The 21,078-nt window shown below is 59.6% G+C and carries 20 protein-coding genes and 1 pseudogene; 5 read left to right on the top strand and 16 right to left on the bottom strand.

Annotated elements, in window-relative coordinates; genetic code table 11:
• Positions 1–5: 5 nt before the first annotated feature.
• From ccoO (QOL84_RS09840) to ccoN (QOL84_RS09815), 6 genes are all read right to left on the bottom strand, one after another.
• The gene (ccoO, locus tag QOL84_RS09840; protein ID WP_129391555.1) at positions 6–614 is read right to left on the bottom strand and encodes a cytochrome-c oxidase, cbb3-type subunit II; all 609 of its coding nucleotides are present in this window, start codon (positions 612–614) and stop codon (positions 6–8) included.
• Complete coding sequence (gene ccoN / locus QOL84_RS09835; RefSeq protein WP_129391558.1) at positions 614–2,056, bottom strand: cytochrome-c oxidase, cbb3-type subunit I; 1,443 nt, start codon at positions 2,054–2,056, stop codon at positions 614–616. Before ccoN (QOL84_RS09835) ends, ccoO (QOL84_RS09840) begins: the two co-directional genes overlap by 1 nt.
• Positions 2,057–2,537: 481 nt before the next feature.
• The gene (ccoP, locus tag QOL84_RS09830; RefSeq protein WP_129391562.1) at positions 2,538–3,491 is read right to left on the bottom strand and encodes a cytochrome-c oxidase, cbb3-type subunit III; all 954 of its coding nucleotides are present in this window, start codon (positions 3,489–3,491) and stop codon (positions 2,538–2,540) included.
• On the bottom strand, positions 3,488–3,685 hold the full coding sequence (locus QOL84_RS09825; RefSeq protein ID WP_283437093.1) for a cbb3-type cytochrome oxidase subunit 3: 198 nt from the start codon (positions 3,683–3,685) through the stop codon (positions 3,488–3,490). The genes ccoP and QOL84_RS09825 overlap by 4 nt, the downstream gene beginning before the upstream one ends.
• 3 nt (positions 3,686–3,688) lie before the next feature.
• Positions 3,689–4,297, bottom strand: a complete 609-nt coding sequence (gene ccoO, locus QOL84_RS09820; protein WP_008082031.1) for a cytochrome-c oxidase, cbb3-type subunit II — start codon at positions 4,295–4,297, stop codon at positions 3,689–3,691.
• Positions 4,298–4,307: 10 nt separating this feature from the next.
• Complete coding sequence (ccoN, locus tag QOL84_RS09815) at positions 4,308–5,732, bottom strand: cytochrome-c oxidase, cbb3-type subunit I (RefSeq protein ID WP_283437092.1); 1,425 nt, start codon at positions 5,730–5,732, stop codon at positions 4,308–4,310.
• Between the two features lie 95 nt (positions 5,733–5,827).
• On the opposite strand from ccoN (QOL84_RS09815), the gene QOL84_RS09810 reads away from it, so the two are divergent.
• The 3 genes from QOL84_RS09810 to QOL84_RS09800 all read left to right on the top strand — a co-directional run bounded on the left by QOL84_RS09810 (position 5,828) and on the right by QOL84_RS09800 (position 8,450).
• Positions 5,828–6,508, top strand: coding sequence for an alpha/beta family hydrolase (locus tag QOL84_RS09810; protein ID WP_283437091.1), 681 nt, complete (start codon positions 5,828–5,830; stop codon positions 6,506–6,508).
• 1,069 nt (positions 6,509–7,577) lie between these two features.
• Complete coding sequence (locus tag QOL84_RS09805; RefSeq protein ID WP_283437090.1) at positions 7,578–7,964, top strand: DUF6124 family protein; 387 nt, start codon at positions 7,578–7,580, stop codon at positions 7,962–7,964.
• Between the two features lie 126 nt (positions 7,965–8,090).
• Complete coding sequence (locus tag QOL84_RS09800; protein ID WP_283437089.1) at positions 8,091–8,450, top strand: DUF6124 family protein; 360 nt, start codon at positions 8,091–8,093, stop codon at positions 8,448–8,450.
• A gap of 283 nt (positions 8,451–8,733) precedes the next feature.
• Here QOL84_RS09800 and QOL84_RS09795 read toward each other — a convergent pair whose 3' ends face one another.
• The 4 genes from QOL84_RS09795 to inhA all read right to left on the bottom strand — a co-directional run bounded on the left by QOL84_RS09795 (position 8,734) and on the right by inhA (position 12,863).
• Positions 8,734–9,201 (bottom strand): hypothetical protein, encoded by a 468-nt coding sequence (locus QOL84_RS09795; protein WP_283437088.1) that lies wholly within the window; start codon positions 9,199–9,201, stop codon positions 8,734–8,736.
• A 230-nt stretch (positions 9,202–9,431) separates the two neighbouring features.
• Positions 9,432–10,997, bottom strand: coding sequence for a methyl-accepting chemotaxis protein (locus QOL84_RS09790; RefSeq protein ID WP_129391587.1), 1,566 nt, complete (start codon positions 10,995–10,997; stop codon positions 9,432–9,434).
• A 102-nt stretch (positions 10,998–11,099) separates the two neighbouring features.
• Entirely contained in the window at positions 11,100–11,891 is a 792-nt protein-coding gene (locus QOL84_RS09785) for a CPBP family intramembrane glutamic endopeptidase (RefSeq protein WP_283437087.1), read from the bottom strand.
• Positions 11,892–12,176: 285 nt separating this feature from the next.
• Positions 12,177–12,863, bottom strand: coding sequence for an isonitrile hydratase (gene inhA, locus QOL84_RS09780; protein ID WP_129391593.1), 687 nt, complete (start codon positions 12,861–12,863; stop codon positions 12,177–12,179).
• An 89-nt stretch (positions 12,864–12,952) separates the two neighbouring features.
• Between inhA and QOL84_RS09775 the strand changes: the two genes are divergently transcribed.
• Positions 12,953–13,936 (top strand): GlxA family transcriptional regulator, encoded by a 984-nt coding sequence (locus QOL84_RS09775; protein ID WP_283437086.1) that lies wholly within the window; start codon positions 12,953–12,955, stop codon positions 13,934–13,936.
• Here QOL84_RS09775 and QOL84_RS09770 read toward each other — a convergent pair.
• The 6 genes from QOL84_RS09770 to QOL84_RS09745 form a co-directional block, all read right to left on the bottom strand.
• A complete protein-coding gene (locus QOL84_RS09770) occupies positions 13,905–14,804 on the bottom strand; it encodes an alpha/beta fold hydrolase (RefSeq protein ID WP_283437085.1) in 900 nt (299 codons plus the stop codon). The two genes, QOL84_RS09775 and QOL84_RS09770, sit on opposite strands and share 32 nt — an antisense overlap.
• Positions 14,805–14,816: 12 nt before the next feature.
• A complete protein-coding gene (locus tag QOL84_RS09765) occupies positions 14,817–15,449 on the bottom strand; it encodes a BRCT domain-containing protein (RefSeq protein ID WP_283437084.1) in 633 nt (210 codons plus the stop codon).
• A gap of 12 nt (positions 15,450–15,461) precedes the next feature.
• A complete protein-coding gene (locus tag QOL84_RS09760) occupies positions 15,462–15,851 on the bottom strand; it encodes a hypothetical protein (RefSeq protein ID WP_283437083.1) in 390 nt (129 codons plus the stop codon).
• Between the two features lie 381 nt (positions 15,852–16,232).
• The gene (locus tag QOL84_RS09755) at positions 16,233–18,059 is read right to left on the bottom strand and encodes a glycoside hydrolase family 15 protein (RefSeq protein WP_283437082.1); all 1,827 of its coding nucleotides are present in this window, start codon (positions 18,057–18,059) and stop codon (positions 16,233–16,235) included.
• Entirely contained in the window at positions 18,052–18,852 is an 801-nt protein-coding gene (locus QOL84_RS09750; RefSeq protein ID WP_283437081.1) for a glucose 1-dehydrogenase, read from the bottom strand. Before QOL84_RS09750 ends, QOL84_RS09755 begins: the two co-directional genes overlap by 8 nt.
• A gap of 89 nt (positions 18,853–18,941) precedes the next feature.
• Positions 18,942–20,489, bottom strand: a complete 1,548-nt coding sequence (locus QOL84_RS09745) for a family 2 encapsulin nanocompartment cargo protein terpene cyclase (RefSeq protein ID WP_283437080.1) — start codon at positions 20,487–20,489, stop codon at positions 18,942–18,944.
• 284 nt (positions 20,490–20,773) lie between these two features.
• Here QOL84_RS09745 and QOL84_RS09740 point away from each other — a divergent pair.
• A pseudogene (locus QOL84_RS09740) lies at positions 20,774–21,004 on the top strand (MFS transporter); the annotation flags it as partial.
• Positions 21,005–21,078 lie beyond the last annotated feature (74 nt).

The raw sequence follows: 21,078 nt of genomic DNA, 5'->3' as shown, positions 1-21,078 counted from the left end.
CTAATTCACCGTTTGCTTTTGATGATGGTGCCCAGGCCTTGCAGATAGGCCACCAGCGCGTCCATTTCGGTTTTGCCCTTCACGGCATCCTTGGCCCCGGCGATGTCTTCGTCGGTGTAAGGGACGCCGAGCGTGCGCAACACTTCCATTTTCTTGGCGGTGTCTTTGCCGTCGAGCTTGTTTTCCACGAGGAACGGGTACGCCGGCATTTTCGACTCGGGCACGACGTTGCGCGGGTTGTACAAGTGCGCACGGTGCCAGTCATCGGAGTAACGACCGCCGACACGGGCCAGATCCGGGCCGGTACGCTTGGAACCCCACAGGAACGGGTGGTCCCAGACGCTTTCGCCGGCAACCGAGTAGTGGCCGTAGCGTTCGGTTTCAGCGCGGAACGGACGGATCATCTGCGAGTGGCAGCCGACACAGCCGTTGGCGATGTAGATGTCGCGGCCTTCCAGTTCAAGGGCGGTGCGTGGCTTCATGCCTTCGACCGGCTTGTTGGTGACGTCCTGGAAAAACAGCGGAACGATTTGGGTCAGGCCGCCAACACTGACGGCGATGACCATGAAGAAAGCCAGCAGGCCAATATTCTTCTCGACAGCTTCATGCTTCATCAGTGAGCTCCAACGACAGCGATCTGGGCAGCGGCTTCGGCTTCGGCCGGGTTCGAGGCGCGCACGGTGCGCCAGACGTTGTAAGCCATCAGGAACATGCCGCTGGCGAAGAAAGCCCCGCCCAGCGCACGGACGATGTAGCCCGGGTGGCTGGCCTGCAGCGCTTCAACGAACGAGTAGGTGAGGGTGCCGTCGTCGTTGATTGCACGCCACATCAGGCCCTGAGTGATGCCGTTGACCCACATCGAAGCGATGTACAGCACGGTGCCGATCGTCGCCAGCCAGAAGTGCGCGTTGATCAGGCCGACGCTGTGCATCTGCGCACGACCGAACAGTTTCGGGATCATGTGGTAGATCGCGCCGATCGAAATCATCGCCACCCAGCCGAGCGCGCCGGCGTGTACGTGGCCGATGGTCCAGTCGGTGTAGTGCGAAAGCGAGTTGACGGTCTTGATCGCCATCATCGGCCCTTCGAAGGTCGACATGCCGTAGAACGCCAGCGATACCACGAGGAAGCGCAGGATCGGGTCGGTGCGCAGCTTATGCCAGGCGCCCGACAGGGTCATCATGCCGTTGATCATGCCGCCCCAGCTTGGTGCCAGCAGGATGATCGACATCGCCATGCCAAGCGATTGTGCCCAATCCGGCAGTGCGGTGTAGTGCAGGTGGTGCGGGCCGGCCCAGATGTACAGGGTGATCAGTGCCCAGAAGTGCACGATCGACAGGCGATAGGAGTAGATCGGACGTTCGGCCTGTTTCGGCACGAAGTAATACATCATCCCGAGGAAACCGGTGGTCAGGAAGAAGCCCACCGCGTTGTGGCCGTACCACCACTGGATCATCGCGTCGGTCGCACCGGCATAGGCCGAGTAGGACTTGAAGAAGCTGACTGGCAGGGAAGCGTGGTTGACGATGTGCAGCATCGCCGTGACGACGATGAATGCGCCGTAGAACCAGTTACCGACATAGATGTGCTTGGTTTTGCGCTTGGTGATGGTGCCGAAGAACACCAGACCGTAGGTGACCCAGACAATCGCCAGCAAAATAGCCAGTGGCCATTCCAGTTCCGCGTATTCCTTGGTAGTGGTGTAACCCAGCGGCAAGGTAATGATTGCGCCGACGATCACCGCTTGCCAGCCCCAGAAGGTGAAGGCGGCGAGGCTGTCGGAAATCAGTCGCGTCTGGCAGGTTCGCTGCACGACATAGTAGGAAGTGGCAAACAGTGCACAACCACCGAAGGCGAAAATCACCAGGTTTGTGTGCAACGGGCGCAGGCGTCCAAAGCTCGTCCACGGCAGACCGAAGTTCAACTCCGGCCAGACCAGTTGCGAGGCGATGAAGACACCGAGCCCCATGCCAAGGATCCCCCAGACCACCGTCATGATGGCGAACTGGCGGACTACCTTATAGTTATAAGCAGTCGGACTGATTGCTGTGCTCATTCTAAGGTTCCACGGTTTGGGTGTTTTATTAGGATTAAAATCGGCCGCAAGTATGCAGAGAGCAGGGGGTCATTGCAACGCGCCATGACCTGGGTCAATGCTTTCCAACGCTGATTCTGCGGCCTTTCCATGCGCCGCGTAAGGACAAAATCAGCCTCGGACAAAATGTCGCAGCGGACGAAAAAAGCGAGGGGTTCAGGTCACTTGTAACGAGGTGTGTTCGAACGGCCAGTTCGGCTGATGAATGGCAATCGGCGCGACAGCCGGTATCTACCGGCCTTTGCGGCGAGTCTGTCAGCCAATTCATCGAACACATCGCTCGGGGTCGACCTGGAACCGGCACGGGCCAGTCCGCATCGAGCAAGCGTAGACCCGAATCCGGGGAACCGAAAGGTGAGGGTGTTAAGGGGTGCGACAATGCGTCGCAAAGGGGCGGGATGCTGCCGCACCGAGAACGGTGCGGCAGATGTGTACGCAACGCTTACTGCTTATTGTCTTCAGTAATCAGTTTTTCTGTATTCAATCCATGTGACAAGCTGTACACATAGGCTGCTAACAATTGCACTTTGTCATTGCCCAACAGCTCATTCTGCGCCGGCATGTGACCCTGACGACCATGGCGAATGGTCTGCTCAAGTTGAGTCAGGCTGGTGCCATAGATAAATCCGGCCGGGTGCGTCAGATTCGGCGCACCCATGGCTTCAGTGCCGTGGCCGGTTGCCCCATGACAGGCTACGCAAGTGGTGCTGAACGCTTGCTGTCCCGCTTGCAGGTCAGCCTTGCTGTCGGCAGGCAATGGCAGGCCGGCCAGTTCGTGACGCACATACGCGGCAACGTTTTTTACCCCGGCCTCGCCCAACACTTCGCCCCAGGCCGGCATCGCCGCCATCCGGCCACCCATGATGGTGGTCTTGATGGTCTCGGCGTCGCCGCCCCAACGCCAGTCGCTGTCGGCGAGGTTAGGGAAACCGAATGCGCCCTTGGCGTCGGAGCCGTGGCACACCGAGCAGTTGGAGGCGAACAAGCGACCACCCATTTTCAACGCCTGCGGATCCTTCGCCACTTCCTCCAGCGGCATGGCGGCGAACTTGGCGAAGATCGGCCCGAACTTGGCGTCAGCCTTGCTCATTTCCTTTTCCCACTCGTGGACGCCGGTCCAGCCATCCTCGTAACCCGGCAGGATGCCTTTCCAGTTGCCCAGGCCCGGATAGAGGATCAGATAGCCCACAGAGAACACCAACGTGCCGGCGAACAGCATGAACCACCACTGCGGCAGCGGGTTGTCGTACTCCTCGATGCCATCGAAGCTGTGGCCCATGGTCTGGTCGACGCTGCCCTTGGTCTCGCCCCGGCGGGTGCCGATCAGCAGCCACGTCAGGCCGATCAGGCTGCCGATGGTCAGTACGCAGATCCACGTACTCCAGAAGGTGGTCATGGCCGGGTACTCCTTGTTTCAGATGCGGGGGTAGTGTCGGATTGCGGCTCGTCGGCGAACGGCAACAAACGTGCTTCGGCGAATTCCGGCGTGCGCTTGCGGTTGAACACCCACAAGGTCAAACCAACGAAGGCGACGAACACCACGACCGTGCCGAGGCCGCGAATCAGGCCTGCACTCATTTCAAAGACCATGGCTCACCTCTTGCTCTTGATCGCAGTGCCGAGCACTTGCAGGTAGGAGACGAGCGCGTCCATTTCGGTCTTGCCCTTTAGGCTGGCCACCGCGCCGCTGATGTCGTCGTCGGTGTACGGCACGCCGAGGGTGCGCATGACCTTGAGCTTGGTTTCGGTGTGGCTGCTGTCGACCGCTTGCGTAACCAGCCACGGGTAGGCCGGCATTTTCGATTCCGGTACGACGTTGCGCGGGTTGTACAAGTGCGCGCGGTGCCAGTCATCCGAGTAGCGCGCGCCGACCCGGGCCAGATCCGGACCGGTACGTTTCGAACCCCACAGGAACGGGTGATCCCAAACGCTTTCACCGGCTACCGAGTAATGCCCGTAGCGTTCGGTTTCGGCGCGGAACGGGCGGATCATCTGCGAGTGGCAACCGACGCAGCCTTCGCGGATATAGATGTCGCGGCCTTCCAGTTGCAGCGCGGTGTAGGGCTTCATGCCCTCGACCGGTTTGTTGGTGACGTCCTGGAAGAACAGCGGGACGATCTGGGTCAGGCCGCCGATGCTCACGGCAAACACCATGAGCAACATCAACAGGCCGACGTTCTTTTCAATCGTTTCGTGTTTCATGGCGGACTCCTCAGGCCATCTGCGCGGCAGCGACGACGTCAGCAGGCTGCGAGGCCCGCACGGTGCGCCAGGTGTTGTAAGCCATCAGGAACATGCCGCTGAGGAAGATCGCCCCACCAATCAGCCGCACGACGAAGCCTGGGTGGCTGGCCACCAGGGTTTCGACGAAGGAGTAGGTCAGCGTGCCGTCCTCGTTCACCGCGCGCCACATCAGGCCCTGAGCGATGCCGTTGACCCACATCGAAGCGATGTAGAGCACGGTGCCGATGGTCGCGAGCCAGAAGTGCGCATTGATCAAACCGACGCTGTGCATCTGCGCTTTGCCGAAGATTTTCGGGATCATGTGGTACAGCGCGCCGATGGAAATCATCGCCACCCAACCGAGAGCGCCGGCGTGTACGTGGCCGATGGTCCAGTCGGTGTAGTGGGAGAGGGCGTTGACCGTTTTGATGGCCATCATCGGACCTTCGAAGGTCGACATGCCGTAAAACGCCAGCGACACCACGAGGAAGCGCAGGATCGGGTCGCTGCGCAACTTATGCCACGCACCCGAAAGAGTCATCATGCCGTTGATCATGCCGCCCCAGCTCGGTGCCAGCAGAATCAGCGACATCACCATGCCCAGCGACTGTGCCCAATCCGGCAGCGCGGTGTAGTGCAAGTGGTGCGGGCCGGCCCAGATGTACAGGGTGATCAAGGCCCAGAAGTGCACGATCGACAGACGATACGAGTACACCGGACGTTCGGCCTGTTTCGGCACGAAGTAGTACATCATCCCGAGGAAACCGGCGGTGAGGAAAAAGCCTACGGCGTTGTGGCCGTACCACCATTGCACCATCGCGTCGGTTGCACCGGCGTACACCGAGTAGGACTTGGTGAAACTCACCGGCAACTCAAGGTTGTTGACGATGTGCAGAATCGCCACGGTGATGATGAACGCGCCGAAGAACCAGTTGCCCACATAGATGTGCTTGGTCCTGCGCTGCATGATCGTGCCGAAGAACACGATGGCGTAGGCGACCCAGACGATGGTGATCAGGATGTCGATCGGCCATTCCAGCTCGGCGTATTCCTTGGAGCTGGTGTAACCCAGTGGCAGGCTGATCGCCGCCAACAAGATCACCAGTTGCCAGCCCCAGAAACAGAACGCGGCGATTTTTGGCGCAAACAATTGGGTCTGGCAAGTGCGTTGCACCGAGTAGAACGAACTGGCGAACAGCGCACAGCCGCCGAACGCGAAGATCACCGCGTTGGTGTGCAGCGGGCGCAGACGGCCGAAACTGGTCCAGGGCAAATTGAAGTTGAGTTCGGGCCAGACCAATTGAGCCGCGAGAAAAACCCCGAGCCCCATGCCGACGATGCCCCACACCACCGTCATAATGGCGAATTGGCGGACCACCTTGTAGTTGTAGGCGGTACTGATAGAAGTGTTCATGGTTCCCCATCCACGGTTCAGCCGAAGTGAGCGCGCGCAAAACACGCGGCGAATCCTTCGTCTGGAGTTATAGGCAGACTAAAAGCGAGGCAAGCATGGACAAACAGCACAAGGCCAGTATTGACGGGGATCAATGGGCGCAGTGCGTGCGTGATCATGGGTGGCTTTGGGATGCCGCGTCGGGTGAGGTTTCGGCGACGTTGATCCTTGCTCATGGTGCCGGTGCGCCGATGGATAGCGAGTGGATGAACGATATGGCTCGGCGCCTTGCCGGGCTTGGGGTGAACGTGTTGCGGTTTGAGTTTGCGTATATGGCGCAGCGGCGGGTGGATGGGGTGAAGCGGCCGCCGAATCCTGCGGGGAAATTGCAGGAGTATTGGCGTGAGGTGTATGCCGAGGTGCGGCGTCATGTCACTGGGGGGCTGGCCATTGGCGGGAAGTCGATGGGTGGGCGGATGGCGAGTCTTTTGGCTGACGAATTGGGCGCTGATGCGTTGGTGTGTTTGGGTTATCCGTTTTATGCGGTGGGTAAACCGGAGAAGCCGCGGGTTGAGCATTTGGCTGGTTTGAAGACGCGGACATTGATTGTGCAGGGGGAGCGGGATGCGTTGGGCAATCGTGAGGCGGTTGAGGCTTACACCTTGTCACCGAGTATTGAGGTGGCGTGGTTAGCGGCCGGTGATCATGACCTGAAGCCATTGAAGGTTTCAGGGTTTACCCATGAACAGCATTTGGCCAGCGCCGCGCAGAAAGTAGCCGAGTTTCTCAGCAACTGACCGAGCTGGGCTGCGATTTTGAACTGCATGAAGATCGGCTCCCTTCCCCCTCGCCCCCTTGGGGGAGAGGGCTGGGGTGAGGGGGATGGATCTTGGATGCGCTGCTGTCTTTCGTTTTGGGTACATATCCTTTCCTGCGGTAACGGCCACTTAGGGTTCCGCCCTTACGGCGGGTCACCTTTTCCAAACGCCGAAAAGGTAACCCAAAAGGCTTGCTCCTACGTACGGCCCGCTCGCTAAGGCTCGGGGTTCCTTCGCTCCGGTATCGATCCGGGCGCAGCGCCTACGGTTTGCTTCGCTGCACCTCCTCTCGCTGTGTTTGGCTGCGCCAAACGGTCGCTGCGCTCCCACGCCCGGATCAATCCCTTCACTCAGCCTTCCGACGTCGCCCGTGGATCAAGATCAAGAGCAGGCGAGCTGACACTCGGCCTATTGAGTGGTGAAGAGCACGCGTGGCCGGCTTTTGATTTGCGTTGGATTCGCCCCTCATCGGAACGCCGCCCGCCCAGCCCTCTCCCGAGGGAGAGGGAGCCGATTTGTGAGCTTTTCAAAGCCTGAGTTCAACGCGCTATTGCACGTCGGCGTACCTCTCCCAAACACCTCGATCTGTCCCCTCTCCCTCTGGGAGAGGGTTAGGGTGAGGGGCGATTTCGCTGACACGATAAAAAACTGGAACCGCTCTCTGTCCAGCATTTCCTGCGCGTAAACATGATTCCGTGAGCGCGTTTAAAGTACACAACCCGTTACGCCACAAGCCCTACAACGCCTTGCGCCGTTACCTACGCGTACGCCAGAATCCGCCGGCATACGCGACTATGAGGCGGGCTATATCGTTTCCCTGTCACTGAAAATCAGTGATCGGGTTTGGTAGCCCGTCTGTAATAGTTGTATGGCGACACCTTATGCAGCCTCTTTTTTGCGGCTTTGCTTTATATGGTGGTCATGCGGGGGGCTCTTTCGAGAGCGCCGGGTTTCCTATTGCAGCCGGTCTACCAACCCGCGTATGGCCGCCACCCTCGTTTGGTAGCGAGAAGTGACGGCTCCTGAAACTGCAATAGGAGCTTCACTCATGTTCAAAGCCACACCGAATCCCCCGGATGCCGATCCGATCCCGTACGACCCAACCCTCGAACCTCAAAAGATAAAAGAAGCGACTGACCGCGCCATCAACTTCTATCTCAACCCCGGCTCACTGAAGCTCTCAATCCCTTCCCGCAAGACCAGCAAGATCTTCCTCATCGACCCCGCCGTGGACGAGGAAACACTGCTCGTAGAAGCCTGCGAATCGTTAGCCGCTGCCAGCGACATGGCCCGTGATATCGGCGATGTCGTCGACAACACACAACGCCGGGCCATGCTGATGCTGCATCAGGTGATCATGCTGAGTGAGCTGATGGTCAATCGAGTCCTGGACAGCCGCCGCTTGCCTAGCAAACTCGCCGCAGTCCCCCTGTAGGAGCTGCCGCAGGCCGCGATCCTTTGATCTGTTTTTTAACAATCAAAGGCAAGATCAAAAGATCGCAGCCTGTGGCAGCTCCTACCGGGTGTCATTCTTTCGCAGTGCCTTGAGGAGTTCCAGTTGATGTCCGAAACCCCAGCCCAATCTGCAGCGGCAGACCCGGTATCGCCCTACGAATCATTTAATTCCAGAAAACTCCACGAAGCCGCTGAACGTGCCCTTGATCATTACCTCGCGCCCGCGCAGATCATGGCCACGCCTTACAGTCCAAGCAGCATGTTTAGGGTCAACCCACAAACCGATACTGAATCGTTGCTGGCAAATGCTTGCGATTCTCTGGCCTCGGCGACGGTCATGCTCGGTGATTTCGCCGGGGCGCTGGAAGGCCCCAGCCGCAATACTTTGCTGGGGATTGCGCAAGTGGTGATGTTGGGCGAGTTGGCGGTGAATCAGGCGTTGGATAACGTTATGCCCAAGGAATAGACGCCAACCGTTTTGGCCTCATCGCCGGATCGCCGCCCGGAGCAGGCTCACTCCTGCAGGGGATCGTCGTCGGGCACATAATCTGTGACCAGCGCAGAAACCGTAGGAATGAGCCTGCTCCGGGCGGCGATCCGACGATGGTGGTCTGCAGGACCCCATCAATTGCAGACAGGCAATAAAAAAACCGGACAGCTTTCGCTTGTCCGGGCTTTGAAGATCAAAAGATCGCAGCCTGCAGCAGCTTCTGCAGGGTGACATTTTTTTCGATGCAACCCTGCCAGTGTTAGCCGGCTTCAGGCGGTCTCAGCCTCGTCATGGTGAAAGTCCCCTTGGGATTCAGACGGTATCGATAACTTTTGAACACAGCCTCGAATGATCCCGTAGCGATGTCCGTTTCAGCGTCATATTTGATGCTGAGGGTCGCCGAGTCCGCGTCTACCGTAGCCATTCCGGTAAATCCCGGCGGCGCAGGGATCCAATGGCTATGTCCAAATGTCAGCCCGTCGCTGAGGTGATAGACGCCTGTGAGTGCCTCATCGGATTCGAAGGGCAGAGTCATGGAGAAAGCAAATAAGCTTTCATCGTCTAAATTTCCTGTTCCACCATTAATGGCCCAATACAGCTCGCCGAAAAACTCGCCCCGATGGAAAGATCTGAATTTGGCTGTTTTCTGTTTACCACCCAATTTCCATTGAAACGTGTCATCGCGCACTAGTGGCTTTGTCGGGAGAAAAATAACTTGCATGGTCATTTTCAAACCTGCCTTTTCGAGTAAGAGGAGGTGTTACAACCGACTGCAATTACGGTTTCTCTTGATACCCGTTCGAACAGATGTGCGTCTACTGTCAGATCTGACAGTGAGTGCAAACAATAAAAACCCCGGAAGCTTTCGCTGTCCGGGGTTTTGGATGACCAAGATCAAAAGATCGCAGTGTGCGGCAGCATTCCAGTGGAGCTGCCGCAGCCTGCGATCTTTGGCTTTTAGCGGTTAAACCGCTCCACCAGCGAGTATTGCGTGTTAGCAGTCTTCGTCAGCTCTTCACTCAACAACGCCGAGTTATGCGCCTGTTCCGACGTCTGATCCGCCAGCTCCGAAATATTGCTGATGTTGCGGCTGATCTCTTCAGCCACCGCACTTTGCTCTTCCGTCGCCGCAGCAATCTGCGTGGTCATGTCGGTGATGTTGGCCACCGCTTCGCTGATGCCGACCAACGCCTGATCCGCTTCCAGCACCCGCGCCACACCTTCTTCCGCCTGGCGATGCCCGGCTTCCATGGTCTGCACAGCGCTGGACGCCGTTTGCTGCAACTTGGCGATCAAGGCATGAATCTGCCCGGTCGATTCGCTGGTGCGTTGTGCCAGTTGGCGGACTTCGTCAGCCACCACGGCAAAACCACGACCCATTTCACCGGCACGCGCGGCTTCGATCGCAGCGTTCAGGGCTAGCAGGTTGGTCTGGTCGGCGATGCCTTTGATCACATCAACCACGCCGCCAATTTCGTCGCTGTCCTTGGCCAGTTGGGTCACGGTCAGGCCGGTTTCGCCGACGACGACGGACAGGCGCTGAATGGCTTCGCGGGTTTCCCCGGCGATGTCACGACCACGACCGGTCAGGCGATTGGCTTCCTGAGTCGCGTCAGCCGTGCGCTGTACGTGGCTCGCCACCTCCTGAGTGGTCGCGGCCATCTGATTGACGGCGGTGGCGACCTGTTCGGTTTCCACGCGTTGACGTTCCAGGCCGTTGGAGCTGTTGTGCGCCAAAGCGTCGGATTGCTTGGCCTGATCGGTCAAGTGCTCGGCAGTGTCCTGCAAACGGGTCAGGCAGGTTTTCAGGCGGGCTTCCTGGCTGAGGATCGACATTTCCAGACGCGCCTGCGCGCCACGGCTGTCGGTGTACATCTGCGCGATCAGCGGGTCGGAGGTGGTCTGCTCGGCCAGACGCAGCAGGCGCTTGAGCCCGCGTTGCTGCCATTGCAGGCCCATCAGGCCCAGCGGCACCGACAGACCCGCCGCGAGGGCGAAGCCCCACTGCGAGTTGAGGGTCGCGCCGATCACGAAGCCCAGTTGGCTGACCAGAATGAACGGCAGCCAGTCCTGTAGCACTGGCAGCCATTTGTCGCTGGATGGGATCGCCGACTTGCCTTGGTTGATGCGTTGGTAGAGCGCTTCGGCACGGCGGATCTGTTCGGCGGTGGGTTTGATCCGCACCGACTCGTAACCGACCACCTGATTGCCGTCGAACACCGGTGTTACATAGGCGTTAACCCAGTAATGGTCACCGGTCTTGCAGCGATTCTTGACAATGCCCATCCATGGCAAGCCTTGTTTCAATGTGCCCCACATGTGCGAAAACACCGCAGCCGGGACGTCGGGGTGACGGACCAGGTTGTGCGGCGCACGGATCAGTTCCTCACGCGAAAACCCGCTGATTTCGACGAAAGCGTCGTTGCAGTAGGTGATCACGCCCTTGGCGTCGGTTGTGGAAATCAACCGCTGCTGAGCCGGGAAAGTCCGTTCGCGTTGTGTAATGGGCTGGTTATTTCGCATGGTTTTTCAATCCGCAAGGCTTTGAAAGGTTGTCGGCGGTGACCGCTTTTTATTGAAATTTTTTTTCAATAATCAGCGCGGCGTCGCAAAACGGCGCTTGCTTCAGCCCGCGAGCATCGGATAGGTGAACAGACCGAAATGCAGCAGATTCAGGCCGAAATGCGTGGCGATGGCCGCGCCCAGTCCGCCAAAACGGTAGGCCAGACCATAGCCGACCCCCGCCAGCCCGGCCAGCAACACCCAGGTCCAGCCAGCGCCGGCGTGGACCAGACCGAAGATCAGGGAAGCGAGCAGCAGCGCGAGGTTTTCACCGTAAGGCAGATGCTTGAAGCGTCGGCTGAGACCGCCCTGTATATAGCCGCGAAACAGCGCTTCTTCGACCAGCGTCACCAACAGCAGGTTGTTCAGCACCCACAGCCACGCCTGATCCGGCCATTTTGGCGCCCAGTCGATCACGCCGAGCAACAGGGCGCCACCGAGGGCGAGGATCACGCTCAATGTCAGCGCGAGGGCAGTGGCGTAGGCCGTCAGCCGCAACGAACGCCGGGCGACAATCCACGGGCAGACCAGCAACAGCCAGAAACCTATCAGCGGTTTGTCGAGATTGAGGTACATCGAATACCGTACCGCATCGTCGCTGAACCGTTGCGGATCAATCGCCCGACCGTTGGCGAAGCCCGGCAGCCAATGCAGCGCCAACGCCACAGCCAGGACGATGAACAAGCCATGACCGAGGAACCGCGCCACCGGTACTTTTTGCAGACGCACAGCAAAACCGGCGAACGCCAGCAGGCCAATGGAGATCAGTGCCAGCCAGCCGAGTTGGCCGTAGCTCAGTGCCAAGCCGTAGCCGAGGCTGAGAAGTGCAAGATAGAGCCATGGCAAAGCCTTCATCGAAAGTCCCTGTGCAAATTTGGGGAAGGGCTTTCTACACGGGCGAGGGCTTGGGGACAAGTAAAGGTGTCGGGAAACCGGGACAGATACCCACGACACACCCACTGGGCGGGAAACCGGGACAGATACCCACGACACACCCACTGGGCGGGAAACCGGGACAGATACCCATGACACACCCACTGTAGGAGCTGCCGAAGGCTGCGATCTTTTGACTTTGGTTTTTCAAGATCAAAAGATCGCAGCCTTCGGCAGCTCCTACAGGGTTTTGTGTGGGGTTTAGGATCAGTGCAGGTTGAGTCTGGCGGCGGCGCGTTCGGTGATCTCTGTGCGCAGTTTCAGCGACGGTGCTGCGCGCAAACGAGCTTCATCGACAATCGCGCTCGGTGCGCTATCCGGGCTGCCCGAATTGAACGGCGGCGCCGGCGCGTATTCCAGTTGCAGTTGGATCAGTTGCGCGGTGTCGGCATCCACCAGCTCAGCCGCCAGCACCAAGGCAAAATCGATCCCCGCCGTGATCCCGCCACCGGTAAACAGATTACCGTCCCGCACCACTCGATCCTTCACCGCAATCGCGCCGAGCGTCGGCAGCAAGTCGTGATACGCCCAATGCGTGGTCGCGCGTTTGCCTCGCAGTAAGCCCGCCGCGCCGAGCACCAGCGAACCGGTGCACACCGATGTCACGTACTTCGCCTGAGCAGCCTGACGCTTGATGAAGTTCAGCGTCGCCTCGTCTTCCATCAACGCGCCGACGCCACCGCCACCGGGGATGCAGATCACATCCAGATCCGGGCAATCTTCAAACGTGGTGGTTGGTTTCAGCAGCAGACCGGTGCTGGCGGTGACCGGCATCAGATCCTTCCAGATCAGATGCACCTGCACGCCCGGCAGCGACGCCAGTACGTCGTAAGGCCCGGTCAGGTCGAGTTGCTGAACCTGCGGAAACAACAGAAAACCGATCTGCAACGTCATCGTTCTTGCTCCATGAAAAGGGGTGGACGGCTTCACTGTAGGCGCGTAGGTTCTGGCGCGTACGCCAATAACCCCACGAATTACGCCAAATGCCCAAAGCCATCCACGTACTCGCGTTCGCCAACATGCAGATCCTCGACGTCACCGGGCCATTGCAGGTGTTCGCTTCGGCCAATGACCTCGCCCGTCAGCGCGGCTTGCCGATGCCTTATGCGCCGAGCGTGATCGCCTGCGGCGGCGGGGCGGTGATGTCGTCGGCGGGTTTGGCGGTGTTGGCCGAGCCGTTGCCAGAAGAACCCAGTGACACATTGATCATCGCTGGCGGCTGGGGCATTTATCCGGCGGCTGAAGATGTGCTTTTAGTGGATTGGGTGCGCGAACACGCCGCCAAATGCCGACGAGTGGCCTCGGTCTGCACCGGCGCGTTTCTGTTGGCCGCGAGTGGCTGGCTCGATGGCCGGCGCGTGGTCACCCACTGGACCCGCTGCGAACAACTGGCGCAGCAACACCCGAAACTGCAAGTCGAAGCCAATCCGATTTTCATCAACGACGGCCCGGTCTGGACCTCGGCGGGTGTCACCGCCGGTATTGATCTGGCCTTGGCGATGGTTGAAGAAGACCTCGGCAGCGACATCGCTCTGGACGTCGCCCGCCATCTGGTGGTGTTCCTCAAGCGCCCGGGTGGGCAATCGCAATTCAGCGTGACGCTGTCACTGCAGAATCAGGGCAATCGGTTTGATGGGCTGCACGCATGGATCGCAGAAAACCTGACCTGTGATCTTGGCGTGCCGACCCTCGCCGATCAGGCGGGGATGAGCGAACGCAGTTTCGTCCGCCACTATCGTGCCGACACCGGCCAGACCCCGGCGCGGGCGATCGAACTGATCCGCGTCGAAACGGCGCGGCGCCTGCTCAGTGATACCGGTCTGCCGGTCAAACGCATCGCCGCCAATTGCGGATTTGGCAGCGAAGAGACACTGCGGCGCAGTTTTCTGCGGGCGATTGGCGTGACACCGCAGGCCTATCGCGAGCGGTTTTCGGTCAGCGCTGCAACAGATCCAGTAATGCCTTGAGGGTTTGCTGCGGGGCCTCCTCGGGAATGTTGTGGCCGACCCCGGCCAGCACGCGCCGCTCATAGAAGCCGCTGAAATGTCCGGCGTCTTCATCGTCCACCGGTGCCGGGCCAACGCCGTCGTCAGCGCCGCACAGGGAAATGGTCGGCACGCTGATCGGCGGTTGCCGGGTCAATGCCTTTTCCATCGATTCAAGCGCCGGATCGCCCGCGACATACATGAAGCGATGGCGATAGGAGTGGATCACCACGTCGACGAAATCAGGGTTATCGAAGGCCGGCGCAGTCAGGGGATAGCGCTCGGCATTGCGCGACCAGGTCGGTGACCACAGCTTCCAGAGCCACTCACAGAACTCCCGACGATTTTGCGTCAGGCCTGCAACGCCACGCGGCGTATGGAAGTAATACTGATACCAGAGCCGATGCTCGGTCTCGGGATCGAGCGGTCGCGTCGAGTTCGCGATGTCCTGCAGGTTGTAGCCATCGCCCGTCACCAAACCCTGCACTCGATCAGGAAACAACGCCGCGACGATGCACGCCGCGCGACCGCCCCAGTCGTAACCGCAGAGGGTGGCCTGTCCGATGGACAGCGCATCCATCAAGTCCAGCAGATCCTGGGCCAACGCCGCTTGCTGCCCGGAGCGCAATGTTTGTGGCTGGTTGAACCGGGTAGGCCCGTAGCCGCGCAAGTACGGCACGATGACGTGGTAACCCTCTGCGGCGAGCGCCGGGGCGATCTCGTCATACGCGCGAGGGGAGTAGGGAAAGCCGTGGAGCAAAATCACCGAAGCACCGCTGGCCGGGCCATGCTGTTCGTAGGCGATGGTCAGACTGGCGGTTTTGCAGGACAGAATCGCTTTACGGCTCATGGCAAGCTCCCGTTATCCGAACAACACCTTCTGCCAGTGATCTTCACTAATGGTCGCAATCGGTACGCCACTGTCTCGCAGTTCCACGGCTTTTTTGATCTTCGTACCATAGCTGCTGTGCAGCCATTGGTCATTGCCAATGCTGCCGATCACCAGATAGTGAATCTTTTTGCTGATACCGCTGCCGATGACACCGCCGCGCTCGACGATCAGTGACTCACAAGCCTTGCGCGGCCCGTAAGCCATCACCCCAGTGAACAGAAAGACACGATCTGCGCAGCTTAGAGAAGGCGCAGGATTATCAAGCGGCAGGTTGTTGGGTGCACTGAAGGTTTGCGCCGAACCTGTTGGCAGGCCGGCAAATTGGTGCAGTATCTCGAGCAATTCCACTGATTCGTCTGCATCGAGTACGCCGTCGCTGAGCATGCCCTCAAGACGTTTATACAGAATGTTTACGACCGGATCACCCCAGTGAACCAAATGAGTTTCTATCCAGTTTTTGAGAAATTCGGCTTCTTGTTGATTGATCTTGCCATCGGCAGCAAGTCCGGCCGCAACCCCGGCCAGGGCATCCGCCGAACGTTTGTCGATCCTCGCTTCATGAAAAAATCGGCTGTTCTGAAACTCCTGATGCAAATCCACCATCGCTGCTTCTCCTTAAGCCTCGGCTTCCGCCAACTGATTGAAATACTTACTACGATCCGGGGTAAACGTCACCCGCATTTTCGTCCGTGAACAGGTCAGTGAGCGCTCTTCGCTCAGATCAATATCCAGATCCTCACCCCGCAGGCCTTGCCATTGCGCGAGGTATTTCAGCGAGCCGTATTTTTCGTTTTTCTTCAGGCTGCGGCTGACGCCACCTTTCCAGCCGAGCACCGGCAGTTCGTCGGCGAGGCAGCGTTGGGCGAGTTCGGGGAAACGGCTGGCGCGCTGGCGGCCGATTTCCCAGCATTTGATCAGGCCTTTGTCGGCGGCTTCCCAGAGTTGGCTGCGGGACAGGCCGGTGCGAAGGGGGGAGTCGATGGTGCGCTGCACGTGGTGGGACATGTTGCTTCCTTGAATTCGGGTTTTATTGGACAGCTCCGCTGTGCCCGTTGCGGTGGATGGTAGGGGTGGATGTAACAGCTGGCAACAGGGTATTTCTGGATGTGAGTGCAACGTGCGGGGCAGGGATTGTTGAGCGTTTGTAGTCCTTGAAACGCAGACTTTGTGGCGAGGGGGCTTGCCCCCGTTCGGCTGCGCAGCAGTCGCAGAGTCAGCAAAACCGCTGCATCTGGAAGAACTCAGTGTTTGTTTTGGGGGGCGCTTTGCGCCCCAACGGGGGCAAGCCCCTCGCCACAGGGGGGAGGTGATAGCGCCTTTTTGTGTAGGAGGTTGTCCTACGGTAGGGCTACTTTGCGGGATATTTCTGACAGTCTCCGACGAACATTACGGCTGCCACTCACTCTTTTCCCCGCTCAACCGACGATCCAGAAAACTCGCCGCACTGATCAGCGCCAGATGCGTCAGCGCCTGCGGTGTATTGCCCAAATGCCGGCCATGACTGTCGAATTCCTCGGCATACAACCCCAGCGGGTTGGCGTACCTCAGCAATTGCTCGAATTCCAGATGCGCCTTTTCCACCTGCCCCGCGCGAGCCAGGCACTCGACGTACCAGAACGAACACGCGGCAAACGCGCCTTCGGTACCGGCCAAACCGTCAATGCCCGAGTCGTCATTGCGATAGCGATACACCATGCCATCGCGCACCAGATTTTTTTCAATGGCCTCAAGCGTCGACAACCAGCGCGGATCCTTGGCGCTGACGAACCGCACCAGCGGCATCAACAGCATCGAGCCATCCAGCGCCGTGCCGCCCTTGTACTGGACGAAATGTCCGCGCTCTTCATTCCAGAAGTTGTCCCAGATGTCGGCATAGATCGCCTGCCGCGTCTGATCCCATTGCGCGAACGGAGCGGGCAGCGAGCGCTTCGAGGCCAGACGAATGGCGCGGTCCAGCGCCACCCAGCACATCAGCCGCGAGTGCAGAAAGTGGTGCTGTTCGCCGCGCATTTCCCAGATGCCGACATCGGTGGTCTGCCAGGTTTCACAGACCTGATCGACCACTTCGCGCACATGCTTCCAGCCTTCATGAGAAATCGCGTCGCCGTACTTGTTGACCAGATAGACCGCGTCCATCAGCTCGCCAAAAATATCCAGCTGGATCTGGTCATACGCGCCATTGCCGATCCGCACCGGTTGCGCGCCGCCATGACCGGACAAATGCGTGAGTTCGGTTTCCGGCAACTCCTGGCGTCCGTCGATGGCGTAGAGAATGTTGAGTTTCATCGGTTGCCCGTGGCAATCGCTGACCCGCCCACGCAGCCAGCCCATGTAGGCGTTGGCTTCGCCGACAAAGCCCAGGCGCATGAACGCGTACACCGTGAACGAGGCGTCGCGGATCCACGTGTAGCGGTAATCCCAGTTGCGTTCGCCGCCGGGCGTTTCCGGCAGGCCGAAGGTAGCGGCGGCGAGGATCGCGCCGTGTTTGCGCGAAGTCAGCAGTTTCAGCGCAAGGGCCGAGCGGTTGACCATTTCCCGCCAGCGCCCGCGATAGATCGACTGGCCGAGCCAGTCGCGCCAGAACTTCAGCGTGCGCTCCATGCACAGTTGCGCGGCGCCTTCCGTGAAGCGCGGATCGTCTTCGCCGCCGAGCATAAACGCGGCAGTCTGATCCTGTTTCAAGGTAAAGGAGGCCACCGCTGCATCAGTCTCGATGTGCAATGCCTGATCCGAGGTCAGTCGCATCGATGGCTGGCCGTCGGCACTGAAGATCACCGCTTGCTGGTCCATCCGCGCACGGGTGTCGGCGCGCGCGTAGTCATGGCGCACCGCACAACGCACGTGGAAGGTCGCTTCACCGCTGACCACGCGCACCCGGCGCATCAGCAACGGCAAATCGTCTTCGTTATCGGCGACCGGCAGCAAGTCGGTGACTTCCACCACCGCGCGCTCACTCAGCCAGCGGGTTTGCAGGACATTGGTGTCGGGCAGGTAGATCTGCTCGCGGCGTGCATCAGGCAAGTCCGGCGCCAACTGGAAAATCCCCGCATCGGGGCTGTCCAGCAACGAACAGAAAATCGACGGGCTGTCGAACTCCGGCCAGCAGAAAAAATCCACACTGCCGCGATCATTGACCAGCGCCGCACTGCGCATGTCGCCGATGATGCCGTGGGCGTCGATCGGGCTTTGTCGTTCCAGGTGATGCTCAGCCATTGCCGCGAAACTCCGGATAAAGGCTCATGCCGCCGTCGATGAACAGGGTGGTGCCGACAATGTAGTCGGAGGCGTCGGAGGCGAGAAAGACCACCGCGCTGGCGACGTCTTCGACATCACCGATGCGGCCATAGGGAATCAGGTTGAGCAGGGCTTGCCCAGCATCGCCTTCGGTGGCGTCTTTATTGATCGCTGTGCGGATCGCCCCCGGCGCAATGCCGTTGATGCGAATGCGCTGATGGCTGACTTCCTGCGCGAGGGTCTGCATCAACTGATCGACACCGCCCTTGGACGCTGCATAATTGACGTGTCCGGCCCATGGAATGCGCTGGTGCACCGAACTCATGTGAATGATCTTGCCGGCGGCACGGGACACGCCTTCACGCACCCCCTGGCGATTGAAAATCCGCAGCGCCGCGCGGGCGCAGAGGAACTGGCCGGTGAGGTTGACACCGATCACCTGATTCCAGTCCTCCAGCGACATATCCACAGCCGGCGAATCCTTTTGCAGGCCGGAGTTGGCGACCAGAATGTCCAGCGAACCGAACGCATCGAGGGTCTCGGCGAACAGCCGTTCGACGTCATCTTCTTTCGACACATCGGCACCGATCGCCAGCGCCTGACCACCGTCGGCGATGATCTGCCGCGCCAGGGCTTCGGCGGGGGCGGCCTGACGGTTGTAGTTGATGACCACGGCAGCACCGGCAGCGGCCAGGGCTTTGGCGGCGGCGTGACCGATGCCGGAACTGGCGCCGGTGATCAGGGCTACTTGTCCTGTGAGGGAGATGTGCATGCAGGGTCGCGCCTTGAGTCGAGGACTTATCTAGCTGACTGACAGGCTGCGACGAGAGTTCATCCGTAATCATGAAAAGTTCGACACCTTCACACCTGATAACGGCCACTGGTGCGATGCCATTCGACATTGCCGGCCAGCCAGCTCTTGATTCCTCGCAAATAGCGTTTGAGCAGCGGCGATGCGCCCGGCAATACGGCCAGCTCTGCGGCTTCATACAGATGCATGATCTCGTCATGGACAGCGGCGCTTTGCGCCATGGCCTGTTGCGGCGAGCATTGCTGCTCACGCATCAGCAGCAACGGTAAATTGAAATCACCAATCCCGGCCTGCTGTTCCTTCAGCGCCGAAAACAGGTCGTTGGCAATGATCGTGGCGCTGGCAGCCAGTGTCGTCACCCGCCGCACTTGCGGTGCGCTGTAGACATTGGCGGGCAATTCATAGCCACCGACAATGTCGACGAGCGACAGGCATGGGAGGAAACTGTTGACCTGGCGGTGGGCGAGGTACTCCCAGAGCGCCGGCGTGAGGCCTTCGATGCGCCAGGCGGCTTCGGCTGTCATGGTCACGAACATGGCGATGATTTCATGGCGTACGCGTGCGACCTGGGCAGGTTTCGCGAAGGACTCCACCCGCGCCAGATAGGCCTGCAGAGCGACCAATACCGGATCGCCACACAAGGCCTGTGCCAGACCAGGCCGAAACCGTTCGCTCAAATAAACCGGTTCCAGCGCGGCAAGCGCGACGGACAGGCGCGGGCCGACCAGTTTGGGCTCAGACCCGGTTCTCTCATCATCACAGTAGTAATCATCGACGGCGAACAGCGCGGCAACACATTGCGCTGCCAGCAACACACGATCCGGATCCTCCGTGTCGGTATGGCACAGCATGGCGAAGCGCCCAAAGCCCATCGCACGGACTTTTTCAAGTTGGCCCGGAAAGATCCCGACCTGCTCGATCCATGGCATGAGCTGTTCATCCACTGCCTCTGCCAGCGCAGCATCGACCCGAAAGGGAGCAGGGCAGTACAACGGTGGGACGGCCCAGGGCGAAGCTATAAGAACAACGTTTCGCGGCGGCGATGAGGGTGCAGCGGTGCGCGCGCGCACTGCCTCGAACCAGCCTCGCACCCCCTCTATCCCGAACTGCTCGAACATCCGCCGAAACCAGACCGTGAAGACGTTGGGCGTCTGCTCGATGCACTCGGCGATTTGCGGTAGCGCCAGCCACTCCCAGCTTTCGGCTTCATCAGGGTTGGCCACCGGATCGGTCTGACTGATACCGGCAAACACATGATCGAATTCATGCTCGATCAGTTGATCGGACACTTGCTCGTGGTAGAGCATCGAGGCGACTTTGTGCAGCTTGCAGGACATGCCCATTTCTTCCTGCGATCGACGGTTGGCAGCGACTGCCGTCCGTTCGCCCGCGCGAGGATGCCCGCAGCAGGTGTTGGTCCATAACCCGCCGGAATGATATTTGCCCAACGCGCGTTGCTGCATCAGCAGCCGGCCCTGCGGATCGAACAGCAGAATGGAAAACGCCCGATGGCGCAGGCCCTGGTGATGCACTTGCATCTTTGCGGCCACGCCGGTCTGGCGATCGTTGGGTGAGACGAGAATGAGCTGTTCTTCCATGGCATGGCTCCCGAGCGTATTCGCTGGCGGACAGTGCCGAAGCGCAATTGCCTGGTCATCAGGAGTCCTGCGCAGTTGAGCGAAGGTTTAATGAAAACGCGTGTGGCGAATAAAGGCACCTGTCAGACCTGACAGGTCAGCGTGGTTTTCGACAAATGGTCGTCGTGGTTCGAAGGTTGGCGGCAATCTCGGCTGGGTCAGGTATCGGTCGTAAACGAATGAGTCGAACCGCAGGCTGGTGGTCGCGCACCTTCACATTCCACCAACAATTGTGCGCTTTGCGACCTGCAAGCCTTGTGGCGATGGCGCTGATCGAGCGTATCGTGCCGCCGGCCAAGTTGACTGAAGGCCTGACCTGGCTGGTGACGGGATTGAGTATTGGCGTGGCAATTGGTGCGGCGGGCTCCGGCGCGCTGGTCGATGCTTATGGTGCGCGCAGCGGGTTCTGGCTGGCGATTGCGGCTGGCGCTGTAGTGCTGAGCTCGGCAATACAGAGTTACCGCCATCTCAAGTAGGAGCTGCGGCACGCTGCGATCTTTTGATCTAGATCGTTAAAGTCAAAAGATCGCAGCCTCGTTTCACTCGACAG

It is taken from the genome of Pseudomonas helmanticensis (assembly GCF_900182985.1).
In the GTDB taxonomy this organism is placed as follows: domain Bacteria; phylum Pseudomonadota; class Gammaproteobacteria; order Pseudomonadales; family Pseudomonadaceae; genus Aquipseudomonas; species Aquipseudomonas helmanticensis.
This window is presented reverse-complemented; position numbering and strand designations above follow the sequence as displayed.

Coding starts and splice junctions, on each gene's coding strand:
- ccoO (WP_129391555.1), bottom strand. CDS start 614: ATGAAGCATGAAGCTGTCGAGAAGAATATTGGCCTGCTGGCTTTCTTC.
- ccoN (WP_129391558.1), bottom strand. CDS start 2,056: ATGAGCACAGCAATCAGTCCGACTGCTTATAACTATAAGGTAGTCCGC.
- ccoP (WP_129391562.1), bottom strand. CDS start 3,491: ATGACCACCTTCTGGAGTACGTGGATCTGCGTACTGACCATCGGCAGC.
- QOL84_RS09825 (WP_283437093.1), bottom strand. CDS start 3,685: ATGGTCTTTGAAATGAGTGCAGGCCTGATTCGCGGCCTCGGCACGGTC.
- ccoO (WP_008082031.1), bottom strand. CDS start 4,297: ATGAAACACGAAACGATTGAAAAGAACGTCGGCCTGTTGATGTTGCTC.
- ccoN (WP_283437092.1), bottom strand. CDS start 5,732: ATGAACACTTCTATCAGTACCGCCTACAACTACAAGGTGGTCCGCCAA.
- QOL84_RS09810 (WP_283437091.1), top strand. CDS start 5,828: ATGGACAAACAGCACAAGGCCAGTATTGACGGGGATCAATGGGCGCAG.
- QOL84_RS09805 (WP_283437090.1), top strand. CDS start 7,578: ATGTTCAAAGCCACACCGAATCCCCCGGATGCCGATCCGATCCCGTAC.
- QOL84_RS09800 (WP_283437089.1), top strand. CDS start 8,091: ATGTCCGAAACCCCAGCCCAATCTGCAGCGGCAGACCCGGTATCGCCC.
- QOL84_RS09795 (WP_283437088.1), bottom strand. CDS start 9,201: ATGACCATGCAAGTTATTTTTCTCCCGACAAAGCCACTAGTGCGCGAT.
- QOL84_RS09790 (WP_129391587.1), bottom strand. CDS start 10,997: ATGCGAAATAACCAGCCCATTACACAACGCGAACGGACTTTCCCGGCT.
- QOL84_RS09785 (WP_283437087.1), bottom strand. CDS start 11,891: ATGAAGGCTTTGCCATGGCTCTATCTTGCACTTCTCAGCCTCGGCTAC.
- inhA (WP_129391593.1), bottom strand. CDS start 12,863: ATGACGTTGCAGATCGGTTTTCTGTTGTTTCCGCAGGTTCAGCAACTC.
- QOL84_RS09775 (WP_283437086.1), top strand. CDS start 12,953: ATGCCCAAAGCCATCCACGTACTCGCGTTCGCCAACATGCAGATCCTC.
- QOL84_RS09770 (WP_283437085.1), bottom strand. CDS start 14,804: ATGAGCCGTAAAGCGATTCTGTCCTGCAAAACCGCCAGTCTGACCATC.
- QOL84_RS09765 (WP_283437084.1), bottom strand. CDS start 15,449: ATGGTGGATTTGCATCAGGAGTTTCAGAACAGCCGATTTTTTCATGAA.
- QOL84_RS09760 (WP_283437083.1), bottom strand. CDS start 15,851: ATGTCCCACCACGTGCAGCGCACCATCGACTCCCCCCTTCGCACCGGC.
- QOL84_RS09755 (WP_283437082.1), bottom strand. CDS start 18,059: ATGGCTGAGCATCACCTGGAACGACAAAGCCCGATCGACGCCCACGGC.
- QOL84_RS09750 (WP_283437081.1), bottom strand. CDS start 18,852: ATGCACATCTCCCTCACAGGACAAGTAGCCCTGATCACCGGCGCCAGT.
- QOL84_RS09745 (WP_283437080.1), bottom strand. CDS start 20,489: ATGGAAGAACAGCTCATTCTCGTCTCACCCAACGATCGCCAGACCGGC.